This is a genomic window from Flavobacterium sp., assembly GCF_027490375.1.
Lineage (GTDB): Bacteria > Bacteroidota > Bacteroidia > Flavobacteriales > Flavobacteriaceae > Flavobacterium.
In genome coordinates, this window is record NZ_JAIXYH010000059.1 from 1 (window position 1) to 24,517 (window position 24,517).

Consider the following 24,517-nt stretch of genomic DNA (forward strand, 5'->3'; position numbering starts at 1 on the left):
TAGTTATGTGCCTATGTGGTCAGCATTTTACACCACATAGACACATAGGTTTTTTTGCGAGAAGGAGCTAGTTATGTGCCTATGTGGTCAGTATTTTAAACTACATAGACAAATAGGTTTTGTTGCGAGAAGTAGCTAGTTATGTGCCTATATGGTCAGTTTTTCATAGGGCGGGCATGAGGGAGGTTAATTGCAAAACGATACGACCGACCCTTTCAAAATGATAGGGTTTTTACATTAAGTTCTATTATGTGAAATTCCAAGTGGTTGTAATTCATTATTTTATATTTCTGTAGAATAAACGGATAGCTTTTTGCCAAACTCCCAACATTCTAAATTATTTCAAATGAAAAATCGAATTACAATGGTTGGTCGTTCAAAAGCGACTTTTCAAATGTTTCCTTCCAGTTCCTTTCTAAATCTAAAACCCTAAATCATGCCAGTTTTACTTTTCACTACGCTTGGCGTACTTATTTACGCCATTTTGTTTAAATCAATCGACTGGTTCGATAAAATCTAAATCCCATGTTAGCACTTTTCATCATCGCTATAGCCACATTCGTATATATGTGTTATGTGCTGCTTAAACCCGAAAAATTCTAAAAACACTTCAATATAAAATTATGAATTCAGAAATATTTGGAGCGCTTTTAATGTTTGTAGCCGTAGTAATACTTGCATTTCCGCTCGGTAGCTACATCGCAAGAGTTTTTAACTTCGAGAAAACCTGGCTTGATCGAATCTTTAATCCGCTCGACAAAGTAATCTACAAACTTTCAGGTATAAATCCTTGCGTGGAAATGACCTATAAGCAGCAGCTTATAGCCCTATTATCCATTAACGTTACCTGGTTTATCCTATCCATGCTCGTTCTAACAAACATGAGTAATTTACCACTAAATCCAGATAATAATCCTTCCATGTCGGCCGACTTGGCGTTCAATACCGCCATAAGTTTTGTTACCAATACCAATCTTCAGCATTACTCGGGCGAAACCGGACTTTCTTATCTCGGACAGTTACTGCTCATGTTGTGGCAGTTTATCAGCGCAGCCTGCGGTATTGCCATCAGTGCGGCCGTTTTCAAATCTATGCGGGAGCGCAGCACTACAACGCTGGGCAATTTCTATGCGTTCTTCGTACGGAGCAGCACCAGAATTTTACTTCCCTTATCGATTATCGTAGCAACAATCTTGGTTTTTAACGGAACTCCAATGACATTCGATGGAAAAGATACCGTAAGAACTCTCGAAGGTGCCGAACAACAAGTTAGCCGCGGACCTGTTGCTGCTTTCGTTGCCATCAAACAGCTCGGCACGAACGGAGGCGGATTTTACGGTCCGAACTCGGCGAACCCCATGGAAAATCCGAGCTACTTTACCAATATCGTAGAAACTGTATCTATTTTGTTAATTCCGATGGCACTGATAATCGCAATGGGAATTTATGTGAATAAGCGAAAATTCTCTTACATAGTTTTTGGTGTAATGACACTGGGATTTCTGATTTTAGCGCTCCCGTCGGTTTATTTTGAAATGCAAGGAAATAGCGCTGTTGCGGATCTTGGCGTGAGTCAGCCGCTCGGAAGCATGGAAGGTAAAGAAGTTCGTTTTGGTTCTGCAGCATCGGCCACTTGGGCCATTTTCACTACCTGCACCAGTAACGGATCCGTAAATTCTATGCACGACAGCCTAACGCCGTTAACAGGTTCATTCGCGATGTTAGGAATGATGATAAATTGTTTCTTTGGTGGAGTAGGAGTAGGATTTCTCAATTTCTATATCTTCATAATCCTTGCGGTTTTTATTAGTGGTTTGATGGTCGGAAGAACGCCGGAATTTCTTGGAAAGAAAATCGAAACCAAAGAAATGAAAATTGCTATGGTTATTGCCCTTTTACATCCGCTGCTAATCTTAACAGGAACGGCTGTTGCAAGCGCGGTATTTACTTCCGATCCCGAAACTTATTCCGCTTGGCTGGCAAATCCAGGTTATCACGGCTTTAGCGAAATGTTATACGAGTTTACCTCGTCTAGTGCCAATAACGGCAGCGGTTTCGAAGGTTTAGGAGACAACACACCATTTTGGAATATCGCCTGCGGAATTGTCATGCTGTTGGCACGCTATCTTCCTATCATCGGGCCCGTTGCCATCGCCGGAATTCTGGCTTCAAAAAACTACATTCCGGAAAGCGCTGGTACGCTGAAAACAGATACTGCAACTTTTGGTTTAATGACTTTCGCGGTAATCGCCATATTAGCAGCGCTAGCCTTTTTCCCAGCGCTAACTCTTGGTCCACTCGCCGAGTATTTTTCAATGTCTAAATAACGTCTCATGGCAAAAAATGCATCTTTATATGAAAGAGCTTTCTTAATAGAAGCTTTAAAACAATCGTTCATCAAACTCAATCCAATCAAAATGTTTCGCAATCCGGTGATGTTTACCGTCGAAATCGGAACTGCTGTGATGTTTGCAGTTTGTTTGTGGATTATCGCTGGCGCAGAATCTCAAGGCTCATTGGCGTACAATTTAACTGTTTTTGTTGTCCTCTTCCTTACGCTGTTATTTGCCAATTTTGCCGAAGCTCTCGCCGAAGCGCGTGGGAAAGCACAAGCCGATAGTTTGCGAAAAACACGTGCTGAAACGCCGGCAAAACGCTTACGGAATTTTACGAATTCGGATAAAATTGAACTAGAAGAAATTCAATCGTCTGATCTCCAAAAAAATGATGTCTTTATTTCCGAAGCCGGCGATATCATTCCTGCGGATGGTGAAATTATTGAAGGTTTAGCCACAATCGATGAAAGCGCCATTACTGGTGAATCGGCTCCGGTAATTCGCGAGGCTGGTGGCGATAAAAGTTCGGTGACTGGTGGAACAAAAGTGCTTTCCGACAAGATTATAGTGCGTGTAACTACCGAACAAGGCGAGAGTTTTCTCGATAAAATGATTGCTTTAGTGGAAGGCGCAAGTCGGCAAAAAACGCCGAACGAAATTGCGTTAACCATTTTACTTGCCGGATTTACACTCGTTTTTATAATCGTAACAGTAACTTTAAAACCTTTTGCCGATTATGCCAATACGCCAATCACCATCGCAGCATTTATTTCGCTTTTTGTGTGTTTGATTCCAACGACGATCGGCGGACTCTTATCTGCAATCGGAATTGCGGGTATGGATCGTGCGCTTCGTGCTAACGTAATCACTAAAAGTGGAAAAGCCGTAGAAACAGCAGGCGATGTCGATGTATTGCTACTCGATAAAACAGGAACGATTACCATCGGAAACAGAAAGGCAACGCGATTTTATCCAGCAATCGGCGTTTCAGACGATGCTTTTAAAGAAGCGGTAGTTCTAAGTTCATTGGCCGATGAAACGCCCGAGGGAAAGTCGATTATCGAATTGGCAAATGTTAACAAACACGATTTTTATTCTGCCGAAGCTCGTTTTATAAACTTTACCGCCGAAACGCGCAGCAGTGGCGTTGATTTAGGAAACAAACGCATTCGAAAAGGTGCTGCCGATGCCATTCGGAAATTGTGTGAAGCTGCTGGAAATGAATTTCCTAAAGAAATTCTCGATCAAGTGACAGCCATTTCGGCTAACGGTGGTACGCCCTTGGTTGTGTCGGTAAACGAAATTCCTTTTGGTGTTGTAGAACTTCAAGACATCATTAAACCCGGAATCCAAGAACGATTCGAGCGCTTACGCAGAATGGGAATCAAAACGGTAATGGTTACAGGCGATAATCCGCTTACGGCAAAGTTCATAGCTGAAAAAGCGGGCGTCGATGATTTTATCGCAGAAGCAAAACCCGAAGATAAGATGAACTACATCAAGAAAGAACAGGCCAACGGTCGCTTGGTAGCGATGATGGGCGACGGAACCAACGACGCTCCTGCCTTAGCTCAGGCCGATGTGGGTGTAGCTATGAATAGCGGAACACAAGCGGCCAAAGAAGCTGGAAATATGGTCGATTTGGATAACGATCCGACAAAATTGATTGAAATCGTAGAAATTGGTAAACAATTGCTTATGACACGCGGAACTTTAACCACATTTAGTATCGCAAACGACGTGGCTAAGTACTTCGCAATCATTCCCGCTTTGTTCATTATGGGCATTCCGGCTTTGCAAGGGCTAAACATCATGCAATTGCACAGTCCCGAAAGTGCGATTTTATCTGCGGTGATTTTTAATGCCATTATTATTCCTATGCTAATTCCGCTTGCGCTGAAAGGAGTAGCGTACAAACCAATTGGTGCCAGCGCATTACTTCGACGAAATTTATTGATTTACGGACTCGGAGGCGTAATCGTTCCTTTCATCGGAATTAAAGCCATCGATCTTCTTGTTTCACTTTTCATCTAATTACCGTCATGAAAAAATCATTTTTAATAGGGTTACGACTAACAGCCGTTTGTGCCGTTTTATTTTGCGGATTCTACCTATTGTCTATTTTGGGAATTTCAAAATTAGTTCCCGAAGACAAAGCATTTACTAAGAACGAGCATGGATTTTACGAAAACGTAGGTCAAGCTTTTACCAGCGATCGTTACTTTTGGTCCAGACCGTCTGCCGTTGATTACAATGCCGCAGGATCAGGCGGAAGTAATAAAGGACCTTCAAACCCAGAGTATTTAGCTATTGTTCAAGCTCGAATTGATACACTTTTAGTGCATAATCCCGGTATTAAAAAGAGCGATATTCCTTCTGATTTAGTTACAGCCAGCGGAAGTGGATTAGATGCCAATATTTCAGTTCCTGCGGCGCAAATTCAAGTAAATCGCATCGCAAAAGTTCGTAACATTGAAATCGAAAAATTGAAAAAATTGGTCGAAGCACATATCGAAAAGCCGTTTTTAGGTGTTTTCGGAACCACAAAAATCAACGTTGTTAAATTAAACGCAGCACTCGACAAGCTGAAATAAAATCATGAGAAAATTAATTTTACCTATATTTTTGGCGCTAAGCGGAAGTTTGTACTCGCAAACCGACTCCAAATCTTCAAACCTAACATTTAGCGGATATCTGGAAACCTACTACGGTTACGATTTTGCAAACCCAGACGATCATCTGCGTTCAGCGGGAGTGTATTCCCACAACAAACACAACGAAGTAAATCTGAATTTAGGATTTGTGAAGGCTGCGTATTCATCCGAACGCTTACGCGGAAATTTAGCTGTGATGGCAGGAACGTATGCCGATGCAAACCTAGCTTCCGAGTCGCCTACTTTACAGAACATCTTTGAAGCAAACGTCGGAGTTAAGCTATCCGAAAACAAAAATTTGTGGATCGATGCAGGGATTTTTGCTTCGCACATCGGTTTTGAAAGTGCCGTTGGAAAAGACTGTTGGAATCTAACGCGCAGTATTCTCGCCGATAATTCTCCGTATTACGAAAGTGGTGTCAAGGTTTCCTATACTTCCCCGTCAGGGAAATGGTTTGTAAGTGGCTTGTTGCTAAACGGTTGGCAACGTATTCAGCGTGTGGAAGGCAATAACACGTTAGCGTTCGGACACCAAATTACCTTCAAACCCAGTGCGAAAGTTACGCTCAATAGCAGTTCTTTTGTGGGAAGCGATTCACCAGATATTGACCGTAAAATGCGCTACTTCCACAACTTCTACGGACAATTTCAACTCACAGATAAATTCGGATTGATTGCAGGTTTTGATATTGGCGCACAGCAAACAGCCAAAAAAAGCAAAACCTATCACGCGTGGTATTCGCCAGTTTTAATCGGAAAATATGTGCTAAGTTCAAAGTCGACACTCGCTGCACGAGCCGAATATTACAACGATGAAGATCAAGTAATTATCGCTACCACTTCACCAAACGGTTTTCAAACGGCAAGTTATTCCGTAAATTACGATTATCAAATTACGACCAATGCTGTTTGGCGTATCGAAGCACGCGGATTTAGTTCTAAAGATCGGATTTATACCTACGATGACGCTCCAGCTCCGCAAAACTATCTTATTACCACAGCTTTAGCATTTTCTTTTTGATATGACCGAAAAAGATAAAACCGTACAGCATTTCCTTGACTTGATTAAAAAATCTCGGAAGGGAAAGTTCAAAATTTACATCGGAATGAGTGCCGGTGTAGGTAAAACGTATCGGATGCTGCAAGAAGCTAAAACGTTGATGACGAACGGTATCGATGTTAAAATAGGTTTTATCGAAACGCACAACCGCAAAGAAACACACGAATTACTTGAGGGTTTAACACTAATTCCGCGACGTAAAATTTTCTACAAAGGCAAAGAATTAGAAGAACTCGACGTGCAGGCAATCATTAATTTACGGCCTGAAGTGGTTATAGTCGATGAGTTGGCGCACACCAATGTGGAAGGAAGTAAAAACGAAAAGCGCTGGCAAGACGTTCTTGAGATAATCTCCGCCGGAATTAATGTTATTTCGGCGGTGAATATTCAACACATTGAAAGTTTGCATCAGGAAATCAAGGAAATCACGAGTGTAGATGTTAAAGAACGCGTGCCAGACAGCGTTTTGGCTCAAGCCGATGAGGTCGTAAACATCGATTTAACCGCCGATGAATTGATCACGCGACTGAAAGAAGGAAAGATTTATACCGCAGAGAAAATTCCTTGGGCGCTCAATAACTTTTTTAAAAGCGAACATATTTTGCAGCTCCGCGAACTCGCTCTCAAGGAAGTAGCTTCGCAAGTCGAACGAAAAGTTGAAACTGAAATTACCAAACCAAATTCCATAAAACACGAACGCTTTATGGCTTGTATCAGCAGTAACGACAAAACAGCCAAAACTGTAATCCGAAAAACCGCGCGTCTGGCCAATTACTACCACAGCAAATGGTACGTGCTGTATGTGCAAACACCTGCTGAAAGTTCGAGTAAAATACCGCTCGACAAGCAACGACATTTAATCAATCATTTTAAATTAGCGACCGAATTAAAAGCCGACATCATTAAAATTGAAAGTGCTTCGGTTGCCAAAACCATCATCGAACAAGCAGAATTGCGCAAGATTACAACCGTTTGTATCGGAAAGCCTCATTTTAGCTTGCTGCGCATTATTTTGTCGACCAATGTTTTTAATCAGTTGCTTAAGAAGTTGTCTTCCAGCCATATCGATCTCGTTATACTTTCGTAGATGAAAATTAAAACCAAACTTACGTTAGGTGTAGGCCTACTTTTTATTTTGATTGTGGTGTTGAGTTTAGTTGGCGCTCGAAACATCAATGCGCTGAAAACCGACACCGAGTCTATTTTAGATGCCAATTACAACACACTCGAATACTCTAGGAATATGCTCATTTCTTTGGAAGATCGTTCGGAAGTGGCGCTCGATATCTTTGAAACAAACCTTCGAAATCAGGAAAAGAACATCACTGAAATCGGTGAACGCGAGGCAACAAACCTAATTCGCGTCAAGTTTAATGCGTTGAAAAACAGCTCAGAACAAGATATTATTAAAAGTGATATTCGAGCGGGAATTTATGTTTTAATGGACTTGAACATGCATGCCATCGCACGTAAGAGTCAGATTGCCAGCACCACAGCCAACGAGGCTATTACTTGGATTGCGATAACGGGAACGCTTTGCTTTGTAATTGCTTTTACCCTTTTGGTGAATTTACCTTCGCACATTGCCAATCCGATTCGTGAAATTACCGACAGCATTCGAAATATCGCCGCACAGCAGTATTCGCAACGGGTTCGTTTTGAAAGTCATAGCGAATTTGGCCAATTAGCAAAATCGTTTAACACGATGGCCGAAAAGCTCGAGGAGTACAACAACAGTAATTTGGCGAAGTTAATGATGGAGAAACGCCGGATTGAAACACTCATCAATAACATGAATGATCCGGTTATTGGTCTAGATGAAAGAATGCAAATCATTTTCGCAAACGAACAAGCTATTAAAATCTCGGGGTTAAAAACTGCCGACGTCATCGGTAAACCTGCAAAGGACTTAGCAGTTTCAAACGATTTAATTCGAACACTTATTCAGGATTTAGAACTCGCGCAAACCGATACGTACAAGCGTCAAGTTCCCATGAAAATCTTCGCCGAAAACAAAGAAAGTTATTTTGAAAAAGAAACTATTCCGATCGCAATACAACCTACGGGCGAGGCCGAATCGAAGCTAGTCGGTCACGTCGTTTTTCTACGAAATGTAACTTCATACAAAGAACTCGATTCGGCTAAAACAAACTTTATTGCGACGGTTTCACACGAATTTAAAACGCCAATTTCTTCAGTAAAGATGAGTCTGCAATTACTCGAAAACGAACAAATTGGAACATTAAATGCCGAGCAAAAGAATCTAGTCGACAGCATAAAAGACGATACAAACCGACTCCTAAAAATAACGAGCGAATTGCTCAACATTACGCAGGTGGAAAGTGGAAATGTTCAATTAACGCTTATGCCCGAGCAGCCGTCGGAGATTGTTCGTTACGCAATCGATGCTACCAAAACGCAGGCAGAACAGAAACAAATAGCAGTGGTTTTTTCTGATACTGCTGAAAACAGTAAAGTGCTGATTGATCATGAAAAAACCGCTTGGGTGCTTACTAACTTGGTTTCGAATGCCATTCGATATTCACATGAAAATGCACAGGTTACGATTCGCATTTTCCATTCAGCTACTACTTTAGCGATTGCCGTTCAAGATACCGGACAAGGAATCGCTCCACAGTATATCGACAAAATTTTCGACCGGTATTTTCGCGTTCCGGGTACCGAAACAGAAGGTACAGGCTTGGGTTTGGCAATTAGTAAAGAATTTATTGAGGCTCAAGGCGGAAGCATCAGCGTTGAAAGCGATTACGGTTCTGGAAGTACGTTCACAATCCGACTTCAAAAAGCAAGTGTTTGAAAAATGCTGAAAGTCAGCAGCTTAAATCATGGACAGTCATAAATTTCTTTTAACGACGACTTTCGGCTGATTGTTTCTGTGTACTTTTCCATAAATAAATCAATGACAGCATGGAAATAAAACAACACGACGATGGTAAAAAAGGCAAGTTCTTCATTGAAGTTGCCGGAAAAGAAGAAGCCGAGATGACCTATGTTTGGGCGGGCTCGGATAAAATAATTATCGATCATACTGCCGTTTCCGAAGTTCTTAAAGGTCAGAATGCCGGAAAGCAATTGGTGGCAGCAGCCGTAAACTTTGCAAGAGAAAAGCAAATAAAAATTTTACCACTGTGTCCGTTCGCAAAAGCAGTTATTCAAAAAAATGCCGATTACCACGATATTTTATAGCGGTAAGTAAATCTATAACAATCAGAATTTTACTTTTAAATCCTGCGTTTTTATTTTCTATAAAAGAAGAATAATACCTCCGTCTAAACTAATCTTGCAATAGTTAAAAACGATTGCAGCTCAGGTTTAGGCGGATTTTTTATTTGCACCTTTGCTTCACGAAATAGGCCAGCTATTTGAATTTTTTAGATTTAATTAACGTCGCATCTGTAAATTATACAAAATCGGACTGCAAAAAAGCCTGTTTCTTTGCAATCTCAAAAATCCTATCTCGTTTATGAAGATAAAAAACCTTGTATTTGTAGTTCTTGGATTACTTCTTATATATCTTATTGTCAGTAGAATAAATACAAATAAGGAAGCCTATACCGGTTCAAAAGGCGGTGGTCCAAAATCAGATAAACCCATTCCCGTTCAAGCAATTATAGCCGCAGCCGAACCATTTTCAGAACAACTTGCCGTTGCTGGAAACATTGAAGCTAACGAAACCATTGAAATACGTCCGGAAGTTTCGGGTATCGTTACCGGAATTTACTTTGAAGAAGGCAGCAGCGTGCGTGCAGGACAACTCTTGATTAAAATTAACGACGTCGATTTGCGCGCACAACTCGGTTCGGCACAAACAAAAATGAAGCTAGCATCAGAAACCTTGCGACGTGCCAAATTGTTGTTCGAAAAAGAAGCCATCAGTAAAGAAGAGCTGGACGTAGCAAATTCGGATTTTGAAATGGCAAAATCGGCTACCGAACTCATTCGCGCACAAATTCAAAAAACAAGTATTATCGCGCCGTTTTCGGGTAAAATTGGTCTGCGATCGATATCCAAAGGCGCATACGTAACACCACAAACGCTAATCGGAAAATTAGTGCAATCGAATACGGTGAAACTTACTTTCGCCATTCCAGAAAAATACAGTTCGCTGCTGCAGAATAACAGCAACATTCAATTTCGCATTGCTGGAATCAAAGACACATTAACGGCGCGTATTTATGCCATAGAACCAGAAATTGCCACCGAAACGCGAGCCATGAAAATCCGTGCAAAAGCAGATAACAAAACAGGAAAACTGTTTCCGGGAACCTTTGCTGATGTATTGCTCAATATCGGTGAAAACCAAAAAGCAATTTTCGTTCCTACAGAAGCTGTAATTCCAATTCAAAACGGCCAGAAAGTTTTTGTGGCTAAGAACGGAAAAGCCACCGAAAAGCAAATCGAAAGTATTAGTCGCGACAACCAAAGAGTTGCTGTAGCTTCTGGATTAACCGCGGGCGACACAGTAATTGTTTCGGGTGTTATGGCTTTAAAAGAAGGTAGTTTAGTTAAACCAGCAATCGTTATAAAATGAGTCTTTCTACACTAAGTATCCGCCGTCCGGTTCTTACGATTGTACTCAATTTATTGATTGTACTTTTCGGAATAATCGGATATACCTTTCTGGGCATTCGGGAATTTCCTTCGATCGATCCCGCTCAAATTTCCGTACAAACAAATTACGCAGGTGCAAACGCAGATATTATCGAATCGCAAATCACCGAACCCCTCGAGAAAGCAATTAATGCCGTCGACGGTATTCGAAATATTTCCAGTACCAGCGCGCAAGGAACCAGTATTATTACGATAGAGTTCAATCTCGATAAAAACCTAGAAGAAGCGGCAAACGATGTACGCGATAAAGTTTCGCAGGCCGTTCGAAATCTGCCGCAAGATTTAACAGCACCGCCCGTGGTTTCTAAAGCCGACGCGAATTCGGATCCGATTTTAACAATGACGATGAAAAGCGATTCGAAAAACGTGTTGGAACTCACCGATTATGCCGACAACGTTTTAGCGCAACGCCTACAAACCATTCCCGGCGTTAGTAGCGTTCAAATTTGGGGACAGCGAAAATACGCCATGCGATTGTGGATTGATCCTGTGAAATTAGCCGCCTACGGTCTTACCGTTCAAGACGTACAAAACGCATTGACCAGCCAAAATGTGGAGCTGCCGAGCGGGAAATTAACAGGCGCAAACACTGAACTTACCGTGAAAACGCTCGGTAATTTAGAGAAAGAAACCGATTTTGAGAATCTGATTATCAAAAATTCGGGAACGCAAACCGTTCGTTTTGCCGACGTAGGAAATGCCAGCTTGGAAGCCGAAAATCTAGAAACACGTTTGAGTGATTCCGGACAAACCATGGTAGCACTTTCGTTAATACCACAACCCGGAACAAACTACCTAGATATTGCCGAAGCTTTTTATAAGCAATACGAACAGTTTAAAAAAGATTTACCAAAAGGTTTTGAAATCGACGTCGCAATCGACCAAACCTTGTTCATCAAAAAAGCCATCCTTGAAGTAGCCGAAACATTAATCATTGCATTACTTCTGGTAACGCTGGTTATCTATTTGTTTTTCCGCGATTGGGCCATTGCGTTCCGACCGCTTATCGATATTCCGGTTTCGCTAATCGCCACCTTTTTCATCATGTATTTGTGCGGTTTTTCGATTAATGTACTCACTTTATTGGCCATTGTGTTAGCTACAGGCTTGGTTGTTGACGATGGAATTGTAGTTACCGAAAATATCTTTAAAAAAGTAGAGGAGGGGATGACACCCGTGGAAGCCGCTATTAAAGGAAGTAACGAAATTTTCTTTGCCGTAATTTCTATTTCCATAACCTTGGCAGCGGTTTTTCTACCCGTGATTTTTTTAGAAGGATTTGTTGGCCGTTTGTTTAGGGAATTCGGAATCGTAATTGGTGCCGCAGTGCTTATCTCTGCGTTTGTGTCGCTTACCCTAACGCCCATGCTTAATGCCTATTTAATGAAGGGCGGCGAACAAAAACGCAGTAAATTTTATGTACTTACCGAACCCTTTTTCGTGAATTTGAATCGTTCGTACCATCAGAGTTTAGAGGGTTTTATGAAGCGAAAATGGTTGAGCTTCCCGATCTTACTCGGATGTTTAGGATTATCGTATTTATTCTATCAAATCTTACCTAAAGAAACGGCACCGTACGACGATCGGAGTATGATTCTTCTTAACATTACTGGGCCAGAAGGCGCAACCTACGATTACATGGACCGTTCGATGCAAGAAATCGCGAATTTAATCAACGATTCGATTCCTGAAAAGAAAGTGAGTTTAGTTGTTACCTCACCCGGATTTGGCGCTGGCGCTGTAAACCGTGGTTTTGTGCGTTTATCACTACTGGAGCCCGATGAGCGCGGCGATTCGAAAGCGCAAAAAGATATCGCGCAAGATTTAACGAAATGGACCAAGAAATATTCCGACATCAAGACAGCCGTTTCGGAACAACCAACGATTTCCGTGAATCGGCGTGGTGGTTTGCCTGTGCAGTACATTATTCAAGCCAAGAATTTCGATATGTTAAAGGAGAAAGTTCCGGCATTTATGGAAGAAATTTCCAAAGATCCAACGTTTTCCATCACCGATGTGAATTTAAAATTCAACAAACCAGAAATCTACGTAACTATTAATCGCGAAAAAGCCGAATCGCTCGGAATTTCGGTTTTAGATATTGCACAAACCTTACAATTATCGCTTAGCGGGCAACGATTTGGTTACTTTCTGATGAACGGCAGGCAATATCAAGTAATCGGACAATTCGATAAAGCTGATCGCGACACGCCCATCGATTTAGCGTCTATTTATGTGCGAAATGCCAGCGGACAGTTAATCCAAATGGATAACGTGGTTTCGATTGAGGAAAAAAGTAGTCCGCCGCAATTGTTCCACAACAACCGTTACATGTCGGCTACCGTTTCCGCGGGTTTAGCGCCCGGCAAAAGTATGAGCGACGGCATTGCCGCGATGGAAGCCGCGAAAGCAAAAGTACTCGACGATACATTTACAACCGATTTAGGTGGTGAGAGTCGCGATTTTGCCGAAAGTAATTCGAACACCAGCTTTGCATTTGGATTGGCGCTGTTGCTAATTTTCTTGATTTTAGCCGCGCAATTTGAAAGTTTCATCGATCCGTTTATCATCATTTTAACGGTTCCAATGGCTGTAGCCGGAGCACTATTCTCGTTGTGGTTGTTTGGCCAAACTTGGAACATCTTCAGTCAGATTGGAACGGTGATGTTAATTGGATTAGTAACGAAAAACGGCATTTTAATTGTTGAATTTGCGAATCAATTGCGAGAAGAAGGCAAATCAAAATGGGAAGCCATTATGGAAGCTTCGGAATCGCGTTTGCGACCCATTTTAATGACGAGTCTGACGCTTGCTCTGGGAGCCTTGCCGATTGCCATTTCTTTAGGCGCCGCCTCGAAAAGCCGTATGGGAATGGGAATTGTAATTGTTGGTGGAACCATCTTTTCTTTGATTTTAACCTTGTATGTAATTCCGGCCGTGTATTATATGTGGTCACGAAAAAGAGTGATACGCCCAGAATTTCAGAACCTTAAAGATTAAGTATGCGAAAACTTGTATTTGTGCTGTATTTAAGTTTGCTCGGCCTCGCTGTGCCTGAAACTTTTAGTCAGCAAGTTTTGCCTCTAGATAAAGCCGTTGCCGAGCTTTTGTCGGCTAATTTTGAAATCAATATATCGAAGAAGTTAGCGGTAGTCGACTCGCTAAACGTGACCGCCGGAAATGCCGGAATGTTGCCTCAAATTGCCGCTGTAGTTACCAATAACAACACGGTTTTGAACCAAACTCAATCGCAAGCCAACGGAAATGAAATTGAAATCGACGGTGCTAAAAACCTAAACATCAATTACGGAGTTGCGCTCGACTGGACCGTTTTCGATGGTTTTAGAATGTTTTCTCGCAAAAAAGAACTCGCCGAAATCCGTAATCAAGGAACTGCCGAGTTTAAAGCAGCTGTTCTCGACCGATTGGCAGCGCTTTACAATGCGTATTTTACCGTATCGGTGCTGCAAACGCAAGTTGCTACGCTCGATGAGGTGATTCGCGTATCGGAAGAGCGTTTGCGCATTGTTCAAGCTCGTTTTCAAATTGGTAAAGCCGCACGTTTAGAAGTGCTTAACGCCGAAGTTGATTTAAACGCTGACAGGTCGCAACGCCTCGAGTTACAACAAGTTTTGAGCGATACGAAAGTTAGCTTATCAGGCATTTTAGGCCGACGCGATTTTGTAGATTTCACCGTTGAAAACCTACCGCAACAGTTACTTACGTTGGATAAAGAAGCGCTTAGAGCAAAAATGATTGCTGAGAATCCAACTTTGCAACTAGGACAAATAAACAAGCGTATTGCCGAGCAGCAACTTCGACAGGCGAAAAGCTCGCGGTATCCGACACTTAGTGTAAATACGGGTTACAATTTAATCCGAAATCAAACGCCGTTTGGATTCGTTACCGAGTCAACTGGACGAAATTTCACTTACGGTTTTACCGCCCGTCTTAACTTATTCGATGGTTTTAACCAAAATCGGTTGGAGCGCGTAGCTAAAACTCAAGTCGAAATCGCACGTTTGGCGGAAGATCAAGTGCTTGTGCAATTGCAAGCGCAGTTTGATCAGCTTTTTTCTCGCTATCTGTTTGCGATTGAGCGTTTAGGAGTTGAGCGTGAGAACGAAACCCTTGCAGCCCGAAACTTAGAAATCACCGACGATAAGTTTAAGATCGGAACGGTCTCAGCTATTGAATATCGCACTGCTCAAAACAACTTCTCTCAGGCAAAATTACGTTTGGCAGATGCAGCCCTCGACGTCGAGTTACTGGTTGTAGCTATCGAGCAATTGTGCGGAACCTTGAAGGTATAGAAATACCGCAGCAATTACCTTTTTTGAGTTTTCCGTTTCTTTTCTGAATGTCGTTGTTCCGAAATTTTACGTAGGGCGTACTTCGCTTTAGCAAGTTCGTCGGTAAAATTGTCTAAACTCTCAGCAAAGACGCTTAGTCGTTGGTGTTCAAATTGATCATCTACGAGTTTGCTTTCCGAAATTTGCAGGTAAACAATTCCCGATACGGTTTCTTTAATATCGAAGAAAAATGTGCGGTTTGAACGAGAAAAACGAGCGGAGTAGAGTTCCTTTTTTTTCATAATAAATCTATTTGGCGTTTATAAATACAGTTGCAAAATACTAAAAGGTGAGTAGATAGAGAAAATAAAAAGAATGGAAAAAATAGAAAAAATGGAAAAAATAGAAGAAAGCGAAAAATTTCCCCTTTGCGAACTTTGCGTAAATCTTTGCGAACTTTTCGGTTAGCCTTCGACAAGATCATACACTAGCTTTTATTCGCACAGAAAACACGGAACCGCACAGAATTAGGCGGGAAATTTAGCTGTTGAGGAAAACACAGAACGTATCAAATCGCCTGAAAAATTGCACCGCTCTTCGACAGGATCAAGCTCCGACGATACGTGGGTTAGGGCGGGAACATGAAACGTAAAATGGTGAACATCGAAAAGTCTTAATATTCAAATCTTAATACTAAAAAGTCTTTCTTCTCTGCCTTCAACAGGCTCAGGCACCGACGATACGGGGGGTATGTAGGGCAAAAAGATACGTTAGGTGGGAACTCATCGGAGTCTATCCCGATAGCTATCGGGACTAGTTTCCCCAAAAAATGATACGTGAAGTGGCAAACGTCACCACGTCCTTCCACTAAACGCCTAGCCCCGATGGCAGTGGAAAGCCCGTACGAGCGGCAACGTGTGCGCACGCTGTTTTGGTGGCGACCACCGGAAGCCGCAAAAAACCGCAGTGCAAACCGTTGCCGAGCGGCGGACTTGCAACGAACAGCGGGAATAGCTACCAAATAGTCGTAAAATCTTTGGGATTTCCAACAAACGTTAAGTATTTTGTTAATCTTGAACGGGTGATTTCGTTAAACAAGCGGATTTAGGTAATTTTCCGCTCGTAAAATTTTGTTCCTTTACGCGCCTTTAGGTACAACTTTGCGTAAACCGCAGTTTACATGCCAAAAAATCCTATGAAAATTGTATCCGTACTCATATTGCTATTTCTTTCTTTACCGCTAGCGGCGCAAAACCAAGCGCCTGTTTTAGCTGCAACCGGACAAGGAACGCATTGCCGCAACTTTGCCAGTCCGATTGTGCAAACTTTTACCATAACCGATCCCGATGATACGGCGATCGACGCCCTTTACATTCAAATTACGACCAATTACACCGCCGGCGAAGATTTGCTAAGCTTAACAGGTTCGCATCCCAATATCGTTGCTTCTTGGAGTCAGCAGGAAGGCAAGTTAAGTCTTACGGGCATTGGTGGTCCGGCTTTATACACCGATTTAATTGCGGCTGTTTTCGATGTGCGTTACACCAACAGCAATTTATCGGCCAGCGGTACACGTACGTTTTCGATTACTATAGGTCAGGCGAATTACCTTCCCTCAACCGGACATTACTACCGCTATGTAGCACAAGAAAATATTACTTGGCCGCAAGCCCGAAATGCTGCACAAGCCAGTACATACTATGGTTTACAAGGGTATTTGGCTACGCTAGCATCGGCCGAAGAAGCGCAGTTGGCGGGCGAGCAAGCATCGGGAACCGGCTGGATTGGCGCGAGCGATGCCGAGGAAGAAGGCGTTTGGAAATGGGTAACCGGACCCGAAACCGGACAAACGTTTTGGAACGGTGGCCCAAACGGAAGCGCTATTGGCTTTGCTTTCTGGAATGCCGGTGAACCCAATAATGCCAACGACGAAGATTACGCGCACATTACCTTTCCAGGCGTTGGATTGCCCGGTTCTTGGAACGATTTGCGACCTACAGCCGAAACCACTGGAGCATACCGAGCGCTGGGCTACGTAATTGAATACGGCGGTACTCCCGGCGATCCAACCTTGCAAATTGCCACCAGCACCACGATCGATTTACCGGAATTTCCGGTAGTTGCCAACGCCTCGGTTTGTGGCAGCGATTCGGTAATCTTACAATCTACAACGGCTAACACCTTTTGGTTTTCAACGTCTACCGGAGGTACGCCATTGGCCACCGGAAGCAGTTTTACCACGCCCGAATTAACGGCAAGCACCACGTATTATGTGAGTCCGTTTAACGGCGCTTGCACCTCTGCTCCGCGTATTCCGGTTACTGTAACGGTTTTGCCCGAGCCAGCTATTACCGCAGCGCCTGTATTTACCGTTTGCGAACGCAGTGCTGTAACGTTAACCGCTCAGGCTGGGTCGAACACGGTGCGCTGGTACGATTCGGAAACATCGACAACCGTATTAGCCGAAGGCGATTACACGATCAGTAACGCAACCGCAAATGCAACGTATTACGTGGCAGCCTGGAACGGGACTTGTTCGAGCACGCGCATTCCTGTGCAGTTAAGCGTGATTGAAGTTCCGGAAAATGCAACGATCAATCAAACGATTTGTCGGGGCGATGATACGCTTCTTGAAGCAAGCGCAGGAAGTTCGTATGTGTGGAGTACGGGAAGCACGGCGCGGCAAATTCGCATTAGCGAAGGAGGTACGTTTAGTGTAGTTATCACGTTGCCAACAGCTTGTAGTTATGAAGAGCGCTTTGAAGTTACGGCAAACCCGATTCCAGATGTACCCATTTTATCATTTACAGACAACATTTTGCAGTTTAGCCTTCCTAATGTTACTGATTTTGAGTATAGCTTAGACAATTTGAATTTTCAGAATTCAACAGAGTTTGCCTTGGGTCGCGGTGGCGAGTACGTGTTATACATTCGCGATTTAGCGCGCTGCCAGGTGCACGAGTTTCCGTTTGTATGGTTGCGTGCGCCGCGGTTTTTTTCGCCCAACGGCGATTCGTTCAACGATCTGTGGACGGTTGAGGGAATGGTTTTTTACCCCGAATCGAAAGTGCGCATTTTCAATAAGTTCGGTAAGTTATTGTACGAGCTCAACGCGCAAAATCCGAGTTGGGACGGCACGCTTTCTAGGAATCCGCTTCCGGCAAGCGATTATTGGTTCGAGGCTACTTTTGGATCGCGTTCATTACCCATCCGCGGACATTTTAGTTTGCTGCGCTAGTTTTTCAGTGGTTTTGAGAAGCTAATCCCGTTTTTCGCTATAGTCCTCAAAAAATACGCCACGTTCAGTCGGCAGGTGTTGGGCTTCTTGGGTCGCCCACACCCGCCGCTTCACGCAGCCGTCTTTTTTTGCGGGCTGCCGCTGCAACCGGGGCTAGGGCATACGTTACCCACAAATGGTGGAAAAAATACCTATAAGTAGGTAGGTGAGGGAGTGGGGAAGTGCGTATTTTAGCAGAGAAGAAAAAGTGATTTTTTTTGTTTATAACACAAAAGGCGAAAGAAGTGTCTGCTTTAACATATAAAAATACGTATATATTTATTGTCACAATGTGCTGTAAGTAAATAATTTACGAATTTTTTTTAAAGTTGAAATAAATGTGAGAACTTCGCCAATTGTTGAGTTAGCGGTAACCGTATGAAGACGACATTATACATATTAACATTCGTACTTTTGATGACATTTTTTTCGTGCGGACAGCCAAACAAGAAAAAAAATGTTGCTGTGATTACAAATGCTACTTTGCAGACCAACCTTGGCAAAAACGAAAAAGAGCGTTTAGAGCAAAGAAAGAAAATTGAAGAACAAGGCAATTCAGACAGTTTAAGGCTCGACAAAATTCTGCAAGATGCTTTGAAAATTGCAAATCAAAATTTTGGCAAGGACAGTTTTATTGAAAAATATGAAGTTTCAACCGATAGTATTCCCGTAAATGTTGAAATTACTTTAGACTACTACTTTACAAAAGCAAACCCTCACTTAATAATACGAAGAAACGACCCAGGTGCCATTCATATCGACATTTATTCAAAGTGTGACAATAGATTTGAAAAAGTAGTTTCTCACGAGCAGTGGCCAATGACTTACGTGAATGATACAATTAGAGACATAAATGGTGACGGACTTAATAACTTTGTTGTTAACTGGTATGGGGCAAATGGTTGTTGTTTAAAAGCGTTCAGTAATGTTTATCTTTTAAGACAAGACAAAAAAGCATTTTCCGAGAACTTTGAATTTATAAATCCGACCTTTTCACCAAAAGAGAAAATAGTAAGAGGTGTATGTTACGGGCATCCGGGCGAAACAGAAATGTATAAATACAAATGGAATGGAGAAAAAGTAGACACGTTGGAATATGTTTCATATGAAAAAAACGAGAAAGGAAAAACGGGAAAGATTATAATTTCAACAGACAGTCCATATAGTGACAAATTCAAAAAGCTAAAAGTTTTAAATTCTGTGCCGACAGAATATAAGACAATTGAAGGCTATAACTGGTTTACAGGAAACGTAGATGAATAAAAGGCTAACCGCTAACACCCGTAACCCTTGCACAACCCCCTGTTTCGAAAGAACCCCAAGTTTCTCAACCAAACTAGCCAAATGTAAATAGTTTTAAGGCGCTGTTTTTTGGACTGTTGTTACCAATTCTTAAAAATAACTAGGCCTAAAACCGCATCTTTTGAAGTTAAAAAAGGCATTTTATAAAACAGAAATTTTAAAAAATCTAATCAAACGAAAAAATGTTTAAATTCCTAACTTTACTAATATTAGGTTTCTCTTTTTCAATGGTTGCGCAAAGTTCAATCCATAGTGAAAATTATTATTCCTACTACAAAGACCATACTGACTACAAAAAATACCAACCCAAAAAGCTATCGACAGCAAGATTAAATGAACTGGAGGTTGCTGCAATTTTACACCAAGAAATGAAATTAGCGGGGTTTGAATGGCTGAGCCTTTTCAGAATTGTACATTTAGATGACGAAAAGCACATCGTTTCCATTTGTTATTCTGAAAAGTCAAAATTTGGATTTGTTTTTGACGGCTCCTTTAATGCTATTCCCGATAAGAAAGTTCGAGACTTAGCTAAACACAGCAAAAATGACGAAGGATATGAATACGTAGAGAAAATAGTAGGTCTCAAAGGCAACTCTAAATTTATCAAAGTCAGTCAACTACCTGAAAATTTATACCTCATTAGAAGTGATATTTATTGGTATCAAGAAAGTGAAAATGAACCGTTAAATAAAACGATTGTTACTAAAGACATTATAACACAAATTCTAAGGGAGGATATTAGAATCATCTTGAAGTCGGTGAAGAAGTAAGAAATAAAGCTTTTTGTAAGGGCTAAAAAGTGGTTTTTAGATTTGTTTGTACTTTTCCTTTTATCGTAGCAACAACTTCGGCTTGCGATACGGGTTTGCGGGTGATGAATTTGAGGTTTTCTTTAGGTGATAAGTTAATGCTACCATGAGCACCCGCGCTCTCCAAACCCTCCCAACTGTTACGTTACCACATAAAATACGCAAACCTTGAAATCGCACTTCGCTGCCGAGCAACTGCATATACCACCCAAACTGGAGCTAGGGCGCAAGTTATCTACCAATGGTGGAAAAAAAATCTATAAGTAGGAGGAAAGAATATCTAATTTTACGTTATGAAGATAAACTATTTGCATATTTATTATTAAAGCTTTTGTATTTATTTATCCAATTATTTTTTATTGGAGTGCTGTCACTGAATGCTAGTCATTGAGCTTTTAAGTTGCTTTCAATTTAATTGATTGATTAATTCGAAAAATTCGGAGTTAAAGAAGCTAATGAATAGCTTCCTTCAGAGAGTTTATTGCGCAATCATGTTTATATTTTAGAATTACCCGCCGTAGCTCACGAAGCTGGCTACAATGAATATAACCAAGTCGTAATTGATAAGTAGTTAGACTGTACAAAGTAGAATCAGCACCGGTAATTTCCTTTAGCCTGATAGACAGTGTGTAGCGGGGAAGAGAGCCGGAAATTTCTTAAAAGAAAATTTATTGCCAAATGACAATTATATAAAAGTTAATAATAACGAATTTTACAACATTAAGTTATTATTAGCAATATTATGCATATAATTTTTAGATTTATGATCACAACTTCAATGGTAGCAACAACAGCAAGCGGACAAATTCCTTCGAATTGGGTTCAGCACACAGTAGAAGATACAATAAATGTACCTATAGAAATTTATTGGGAATTATCATTCAAACTGAACTTAGAAGAAATTGGTAGTGTGGGAAACTATGATAATTTGCCAAAAATCGTTAAGACAACACCAGTGAGTGGCAACTTTTCAAAAGTTGGAGACAGCAGGCGAGTACACTTTAATACTGGTCAAACCTTGCTTGAATCAATCATCGAATGGCAGAACCCTAAAAGTTTTGCTTATGAATTAACCGAGCTGGAAATAGACTTAAAAAGAGTGGCGAAACGTGCAAGAGGTCATTTCAGTCATCATGCTCTTTCTGATGGTAGAACTAGGATAATATGGACTTATGGTTTTGATCAAAAAAACTTCTTATTCAAGTGGCTAATCAAAAATTACATCAAAACTACCCACCGCTTCTGGATGACAGATACCTTAAAAGAAATAAAACGACAAACAGAAAGTATGTTTAATGAATTGAAGAAATGACAAATAGCGTTTTCATAGATTATCTTCAACAATTTAATTCCCTAAATCAGCAACAAATTGAATTGATTAACTCCCATCTTATCTGCAATCAATACAAAGAAGGGGAGTATTTTTTGGAAGCTGGAAAAATATCCGATCAAGTTGGCTTTATAGTAGATGGAGTTTTCAGAGTTTGTTACTACAGCAACAAGGGTAACGAGATTACTAGATATTTCTTGCATGAAATCAACTTTATCGTTGACTTGAATAGTTATAACAAGGGTATTCCATCTTCAGAGTATATTCAATCAGTAACTGACAGTTCTGTAGTAATACTTAGAAAAAAATCAATGGAAGAACTCTCAAAGACCATAATTGGATGGGATGCTCTACTTTCTAAGATTACTGCTATATCACTATCTGAAAAAGTGGCGAGAGTTAGTTTGATGATCCCACAAGATGCTGCTGAAAGGTACGACTTTTTTTTAGAGAGCTTCCCGAAAATTGCGAATAGAGTTCCTTTGCAGTATATTGCTTCGTACATCGGTGTGACTAAATCGTCTTTGAGCAGACTCAGAAGGGTAAATGTTAAAAAGAGAGCAAGCAAGTAACACAAGGTAAATCATTTGGTGATAAAAGTTATTCTGAGCTTTTAGTAATTCAATAATTCTTAAAATCCTTAATCTCGTTATTCTAATTTCCTTTTTACGTCAATTTTTACATAGTTATTAAATTGTCGACACTGTAGGGCGCAAGCAATTGTTTTCACCATGTTAATAAGGAGACTATTGGACAGCAGACGTGACTTAACCAAATTTTAACATCCATAAAAAGTATACAATAAACCCGCTTTTGTATAATTTGACCACAGAACTACAAACGACTTTTGCGGTGTCATTTAACATTTAAATCTAAGTAAAATGAAAAAAGTAGTTTTAATTACGGGTGCATCTTCAGGAATTGGTAAAGAAACCGCCAAACTGTTTGAGCAAAATGGGTTTCAAGTAATTGCAGTGGCACGAAATGTAGAAAAAATGAAGGACCTAAAATATTTGGGCTGTTCTGTATTTCAAATGGATTTATCTGACGAACAAAGTATTCAAACAGCTTTCAATAAAATTTATGCAGAGTTCAAATACATTGATATTTTGATTAACAATGCGGGCTATGCACAAAACGGCTTCATGGAAGAGCTAATGATGAGCCAACTGAAAAATCAGTTTGAAGTAAATGTTTTTGGCTTAATTCGAGTGACTCAAATGGTTCTACCAAAAATGAGAGAAAAACGTAACGGACATATTATCAATATTGGTTCGGTCGGTGGCGATTTCACAACAGCAGGCGCAGGCGCTTATCACGCTAGCAAATATGCAGTTGAAAGTTTCACCGACGCTTTAAGACAGGAATTGAGTAATTTCAACATTAAAGTATCTATAGTTAAGCCTGGAGGTGTAGAAACAGCATTTGTTGAAAATTCTACCTATCCTGAAGCTATCGTTGGAAATCCTTACGCAAAAATGCGAACCAATTTTTTAAATATGTTGGCAAATATTTTGAAGTCGGATAACAGTTCTTTCCCAATTTTAAAACCAATTGAGGTAGCGAACGCTATTTTAGAAACAGCAAAATCGGATAACCCCAAAACAAGAATTAGAGTTGGAAGAACTGCTAAAATGATGCCGGTAATAAAAATGCTTATGAGCGACAAAGCGTTTGATAAAATGATTATGAACCAACTCGGATTATTAAAATGAGTAAGCATTTCTTAGAAATTAAGTCCATTAGCCAACTACACGAGTTGCTTGGGTATGAAAAACCTAAGCATCCTCTTGTTACGATAATAGATTACTCAAAATTAAAACTGAATAAAGAACACTTTGACATAAAAATTCTGACCAATTTTTACATCATAAGTCTAAAAGATCCTGCCCCTAAATCAGTGCAGTACGGACGGCACTATTATGATTTTGCAGAAGGTACTTTGATGTTCATTTCACCAAGTCAGGTATTTTCGATAAGTGAGTTTGATAAACATGAAAAAACGAGCTATCAAGGTTGGGGCGTATACTTTCATACAGATTTAATTGCAAATTCATCCTTGTATGATAAAATGCAAGATTTTACTTTTTTTTCTTACGCTGTTAGCGAAGCGCTTCACGTTTCCGAAGATGAAAAGCAAACATTAAATAATCTGGTTGACGCTATTAAAAAAGAATACCAGTCGGGCATCGACAATTACAGCAAAGACGTTATAATTACTGGAATTGAACAATTATTGAATTATTCAAAGCGTTTTTACAGTCGACAATTCATTACAAGACAGAAACAGAATAGCGACGTAGTAACGAAATTTGAGAAGCTGCTGAAGCAATATTTTAAAATTGACAAATTAGAAGAAGAAGGTATTCCAAATGTTGACTATTTTTCAAGTAATCTTAATCTTTCATCTAGCTATCTTAGCGATTTGCTCAAAAAAGAAACTGGTAAAACAATAAAAGACTACATTCAATTTGAAATTTTAGAGTTAGCAAAACATCGACTATTAAACTCAAATCAAACAGTTAATGAAATTGCGTACAGTTTGGGTTTTGATTACCCCCAATACTTTAATAGACTTTTCAAATCCAAGATAGGCATGACGCCAGTAGAGTATAGACTGCTAAATTAGCAGAGAAAACAATATAGTACCACGCACCACAAAACCTCTTTGTTTCACAACTATTTTTTCAAAAAGCAAGTACAGATTCCAAAATTCCAGAATTGTTTACGTGTTGTTAAACGAGGTTTGTTTTTAACTGATAGTTTATTTGTAGCTAGCCGTATATATTACCGTTTTTAATTGATCGCAATAAGTTGTAAAAAAG

Annotated in this window: 19 protein-coding genes; 18 read left to right on the forward strand and 1 reads right to left on the reverse strand. The window is 40.7% G+C overall.

Annotated features, from left to right (window positions below; all coding sequences use genetic code 11):
• The first annotated feature begins 525 nt into the window (after positions 1 to 525).
• The 11 genes from Q0064_RS14740 (at position 526) to Q0064_RS07320 (ending at position 14,995) form a co-directional block, all read left to right on the forward strand.
• Positions 526 to 603, forward strand: a complete 78-nt coding sequence (locus Q0064_RS14740; RefSeq protein ID WP_366094963.1) for a potassium-transporting ATPase subunit F — start codon at positions 526 to 528, stop codon at positions 601 to 603.
• A gap of 20 nt (positions 604 to 623) precedes the next feature.
• On the forward strand, positions 624 to 2,327 hold the full coding sequence (gene kdpA / locus Q0064_RS07275) for a potassium-transporting ATPase subunit KdpA (protein WP_298146471.1): 1,704 nt from the start codon (positions 624 to 626) through the stop codon (positions 2,325 to 2,327).
• 6 nt (positions 2,328 to 2,333) lie between these two features.
• Positions 2,334 to 4,370 (forward strand): potassium-transporting ATPase subunit KdpB, encoded by a 2,037-nt coding sequence (gene kdpB / locus Q0064_RS07280; protein ID WP_298146475.1) that lies wholly within the window; start codon positions 2,334 to 2,336, stop codon positions 4,368 to 4,370.
• Between the two features lie 8 nt (positions 4,371 to 4,378).
• Positions 4,379 to 4,930, forward strand: a complete 552-nt coding sequence (locus Q0064_RS07285; RefSeq protein WP_298146478.1) for a potassium-transporting ATPase subunit C — start codon at positions 4,379 to 4,381, stop codon at positions 4,928 to 4,930.
• A gap of 4 nt (positions 4,931 to 4,934) precedes the next feature.
• Positions 4,935 to 6,011 (forward strand): porin, encoded by a 1,077-nt coding sequence (locus tag Q0064_RS07290; protein WP_298146481.1) that lies wholly within the window; start codon positions 4,935 to 4,937, stop codon positions 6,009 to 6,011.
• Between the two features lies 1 nt (position 6,012).
• Positions 6,013 to 7,137 carry a sensor protein KdpD gene (locus tag Q0064_RS07295; RefSeq protein WP_298146484.1) on the forward strand — a complete coding sequence of 375 codons (1,125 nt, stop codon included), beginning with the start codon at positions 6,013 to 6,015 and terminating at the stop codon, positions 7,135 to 7,137.
• Positions 7,138 to 8,868: an ATP-binding protein gene (locus Q0064_RS07300; RefSeq protein ID WP_298146487.1), complete on the forward strand. Its 1,731-nt coding sequence runs from the start codon at positions 7,138 to 7,140 to the stop codon at positions 8,866 to 8,868.
• A gap of 110 nt (positions 8,869 to 8,978) precedes the next feature.
• Positions 8,979 to 9,257, forward strand: a complete 279-nt coding sequence (locus Q0064_RS07305; RefSeq protein ID WP_298146490.1) for a GNAT family N-acetyltransferase — start codon at positions 8,979 to 8,981, stop codon at positions 9,255 to 9,257.
• Between the two features lie 277 nt (positions 9,258 to 9,534).
• Positions 9,535 to 10,602 (forward strand): efflux RND transporter periplasmic adaptor subunit, encoded by a 1,068-nt coding sequence (locus Q0064_RS07310; protein ID WP_298146493.1) that lies wholly within the window; start codon positions 9,535 to 9,537, stop codon positions 10,600 to 10,602.
• Positions 10,599 to 13,682, forward strand: a complete 3,084-nt coding sequence (locus Q0064_RS07315) for an efflux RND transporter permease subunit (RefSeq protein ID WP_298146495.1) — start codon at positions 10,599 to 10,601, stop codon at positions 13,680 to 13,682. Before Q0064_RS07310 ends, Q0064_RS07315 begins: the two co-directional genes overlap by 4 nt.
• A gap of 2 nt (positions 13,683 to 13,684) precedes the next feature.
• A complete protein-coding gene (locus tag Q0064_RS07320; protein WP_298146497.1) occupies positions 13,685 to 14,995 on the forward strand; it encodes a TolC family protein in 1,311 nt (436 codons plus the stop codon).
• A 14-nt stretch (positions 14,996 to 15,009) separates the two neighbouring features.
• Here the strand turns inward: Q0064_RS07320 and Q0064_RS07325 are convergent, their stop codons facing one another.
• Positions 15,010 to 15,276, reverse strand: a complete 267-nt coding sequence (locus Q0064_RS07325; protein WP_298146499.1) for a DUF3276 family protein — start codon at positions 15,274 to 15,276, stop codon at positions 15,010 to 15,012.
• A gap of 893 nt (positions 15,277 to 16,169) precedes the next feature.
• Between Q0064_RS07325 and Q0064_RS07330 the strand changes: the two genes are divergently transcribed.
• The 7 genes from Q0064_RS07330 to Q0064_RS07360 all read left to right on the forward strand — a co-directional run bounded on the left by Q0064_RS07330 (position 16,170) and on the right by Q0064_RS07360 (position 24,321).
• Positions 16,170 to 18,212 (forward strand): T9SS type B sorting domain-containing protein, encoded by a 2,043-nt coding sequence (locus tag Q0064_RS07330; protein WP_298146502.1) that lies wholly within the window; start codon positions 16,170 to 16,172, stop codon positions 18,210 to 18,212.
• 456 nt (positions 18,213 to 18,668) lie between these two features.
• On the forward strand, positions 18,669 to 19,514 hold the full coding sequence (locus Q0064_RS07335; RefSeq protein WP_298146504.1) for a hypothetical protein: 846 nt from the start codon (positions 18,669 to 18,671) through the stop codon (positions 19,512 to 19,514).
• Positions 19,515 to 19,735: 221 nt separating this feature from the next.
• Positions 19,736 to 20,323, forward strand: coding sequence for a hypothetical protein (locus tag Q0064_RS07340; protein ID WP_298146506.1), 588 nt, complete (start codon positions 19,736 to 19,738; stop codon positions 20,321 to 20,323).
• 802 nt (positions 20,324 to 21,125) lie between these two features.
• Positions 21,126 to 21,674, forward strand: coding sequence for a hypothetical protein (locus tag Q0064_RS07345; protein WP_298146509.1), 549 nt, complete (start codon positions 21,126 to 21,128; stop codon positions 21,672 to 21,674).
• The gene (locus Q0064_RS07350; RefSeq protein ID WP_298146511.1) at positions 21,671 to 22,264 is read left to right on the forward strand and encodes a Crp/Fnr family transcriptional regulator; all 594 of its coding nucleotides are present in this window, start codon (positions 21,671 to 21,673) and stop codon (positions 22,262 to 22,264) included. The genes Q0064_RS07345 and Q0064_RS07350 overlap by 4 nt, the downstream gene beginning before the upstream one ends.
• A 309-nt stretch (positions 22,265 to 22,573) precedes the next feature.
• Positions 22,574 to 23,407, forward strand: a complete 834-nt coding sequence (locus Q0064_RS07355; protein ID WP_298146514.1) for an SDR family NAD(P)-dependent oxidoreductase — start codon at positions 22,574 to 22,576, stop codon at positions 23,405 to 23,407.
• Positions 23,404 to 24,321, forward strand: coding sequence for an AraC family transcriptional regulator (locus Q0064_RS07360; protein ID WP_298146517.1), 918 nt, complete (start codon positions 23,404 to 23,406; stop codon positions 24,319 to 24,321). The genes Q0064_RS07355 and Q0064_RS07360 overlap by 4 nt, the downstream gene beginning before the upstream one ends.
• The last annotated feature ends 196 nt before the right edge of the window (positions 24,322 to 24,517 follow it).

What these genes read in the sequence shown, in the direction of transcription:
- Q0064_RS07315 (WP_298146495.1), top strand. Translation starts at nt 10,599, where the DNA reads ATGAGTCTTTCTACACTAAGTATCCGCCGTCCGGTTCTTACGATTGTA.
- Q0064_RS07340 (WP_298146506.1), top strand. Translation starts at nt 19,736, where the DNA reads ATGTTTAAATTCCTAACTTTACTAATATTAGGTTTCTCTTTTTCAATG.
- Q0064_RS07300 (WP_298146487.1), top strand. Translation starts at nt 7,138, where the DNA reads ATGAAAATTAAAACCAAACTTACGTTAGGTGTAGGCCTACTTTTTATT.
- Q0064_RS07360 (WP_298146517.1), top strand. Translation starts at nt 23,404, where the DNA reads ATGAGTAAGCATTTCTTAGAAATTAAGTCCATTAGCCAACTACACGAG.
- kdpA (WP_298146471.1), top strand. Translation starts at nt 624, where the DNA reads ATGAATTCAGAAATATTTGGAGCGCTTTTAATGTTTGTAGCCGTAGTA.
- Q0064_RS07305 (WP_298146490.1), top strand. Translation starts at nt 8,979, where the DNA reads ATGGAAATAAAACAACACGACGATGGTAAAAAAGGCAAGTTCTTCATT.
- Q0064_RS07330 (WP_298146502.1), top strand. Translation starts at nt 16,170, where the DNA reads ATGAAAATTGTATCCGTACTCATATTGCTATTTCTTTCTTTACCGCTA.
- Q0064_RS07325 (WP_298146499.1), bottom strand. Translation starts at nt 15,276, where the DNA reads ATGAAAAAAAAGGAACTCTACTCCGCTCGTTTTTCTCGTTCAAACCGC.
- Q0064_RS07335 (WP_298146504.1), top strand. Translation starts at nt 18,669, where the DNA reads ATGACATTTTTTTCGTGCGGACAGCCAAACAAGAAAAAAAATGTTGCT.
- Q0064_RS14740 (WP_366094963.1), top strand. Translation starts at nt 526, where the DNA reads ATGTTAGCACTTTTCATCATCGCTATAGCCACATTCGTATATATGTGT.
- Q0064_RS07350 (WP_298146511.1), top strand. Translation starts at nt 21,671, where the DNA reads ATGACAAATAGCGTTTTCATAGATTATCTTCAACAATTTAATTCCCTA.
- Q0064_RS07285 (WP_298146478.1), top strand. Translation starts at nt 4,379, where the DNA reads ATGAAAAAATCATTTTTAATAGGGTTACGACTAACAGCCGTTTGTGCC.
- kdpB (WP_298146475.1), top strand. Translation starts at nt 2,334, where the DNA reads ATGGCAAAAAATGCATCTTTATATGAAAGAGCTTTCTTAATAGAAGCT.
- Q0064_RS07320 (WP_298146497.1), top strand. Translation starts at nt 13,685, where the DNA reads ATGCGAAAACTTGTATTTGTGCTGTATTTAAGTTTGCTCGGCCTCGCT.
- Q0064_RS07310 (WP_298146493.1), top strand. Translation starts at nt 9,535, where the DNA reads ATGAAGATAAAAAACCTTGTATTTGTAGTTCTTGGATTACTTCTTATA.
- Q0064_RS07295 (WP_298146484.1), top strand. Translation starts at nt 6,013, where the DNA reads ATGACCGAAAAAGATAAAACCGTACAGCATTTCCTTGACTTGATTAAA.
- Q0064_RS07355 (WP_298146514.1), top strand. Translation starts at nt 22,574, where the DNA reads ATGAAAAAAGTAGTTTTAATTACGGGTGCATCTTCAGGAATTGGTAAA.
- Q0064_RS07345 (WP_298146509.1), top strand. Translation starts at nt 21,126, where the DNA reads ATGATCACAACTTCAATGGTAGCAACAACAGCAAGCGGACAAATTCCT.
- Q0064_RS07290 (WP_298146481.1), top strand. Translation starts at nt 4,935, where the DNA reads ATGAGAAAATTAATTTTACCTATATTTTTGGCGCTAAGCGGAAGTTTG.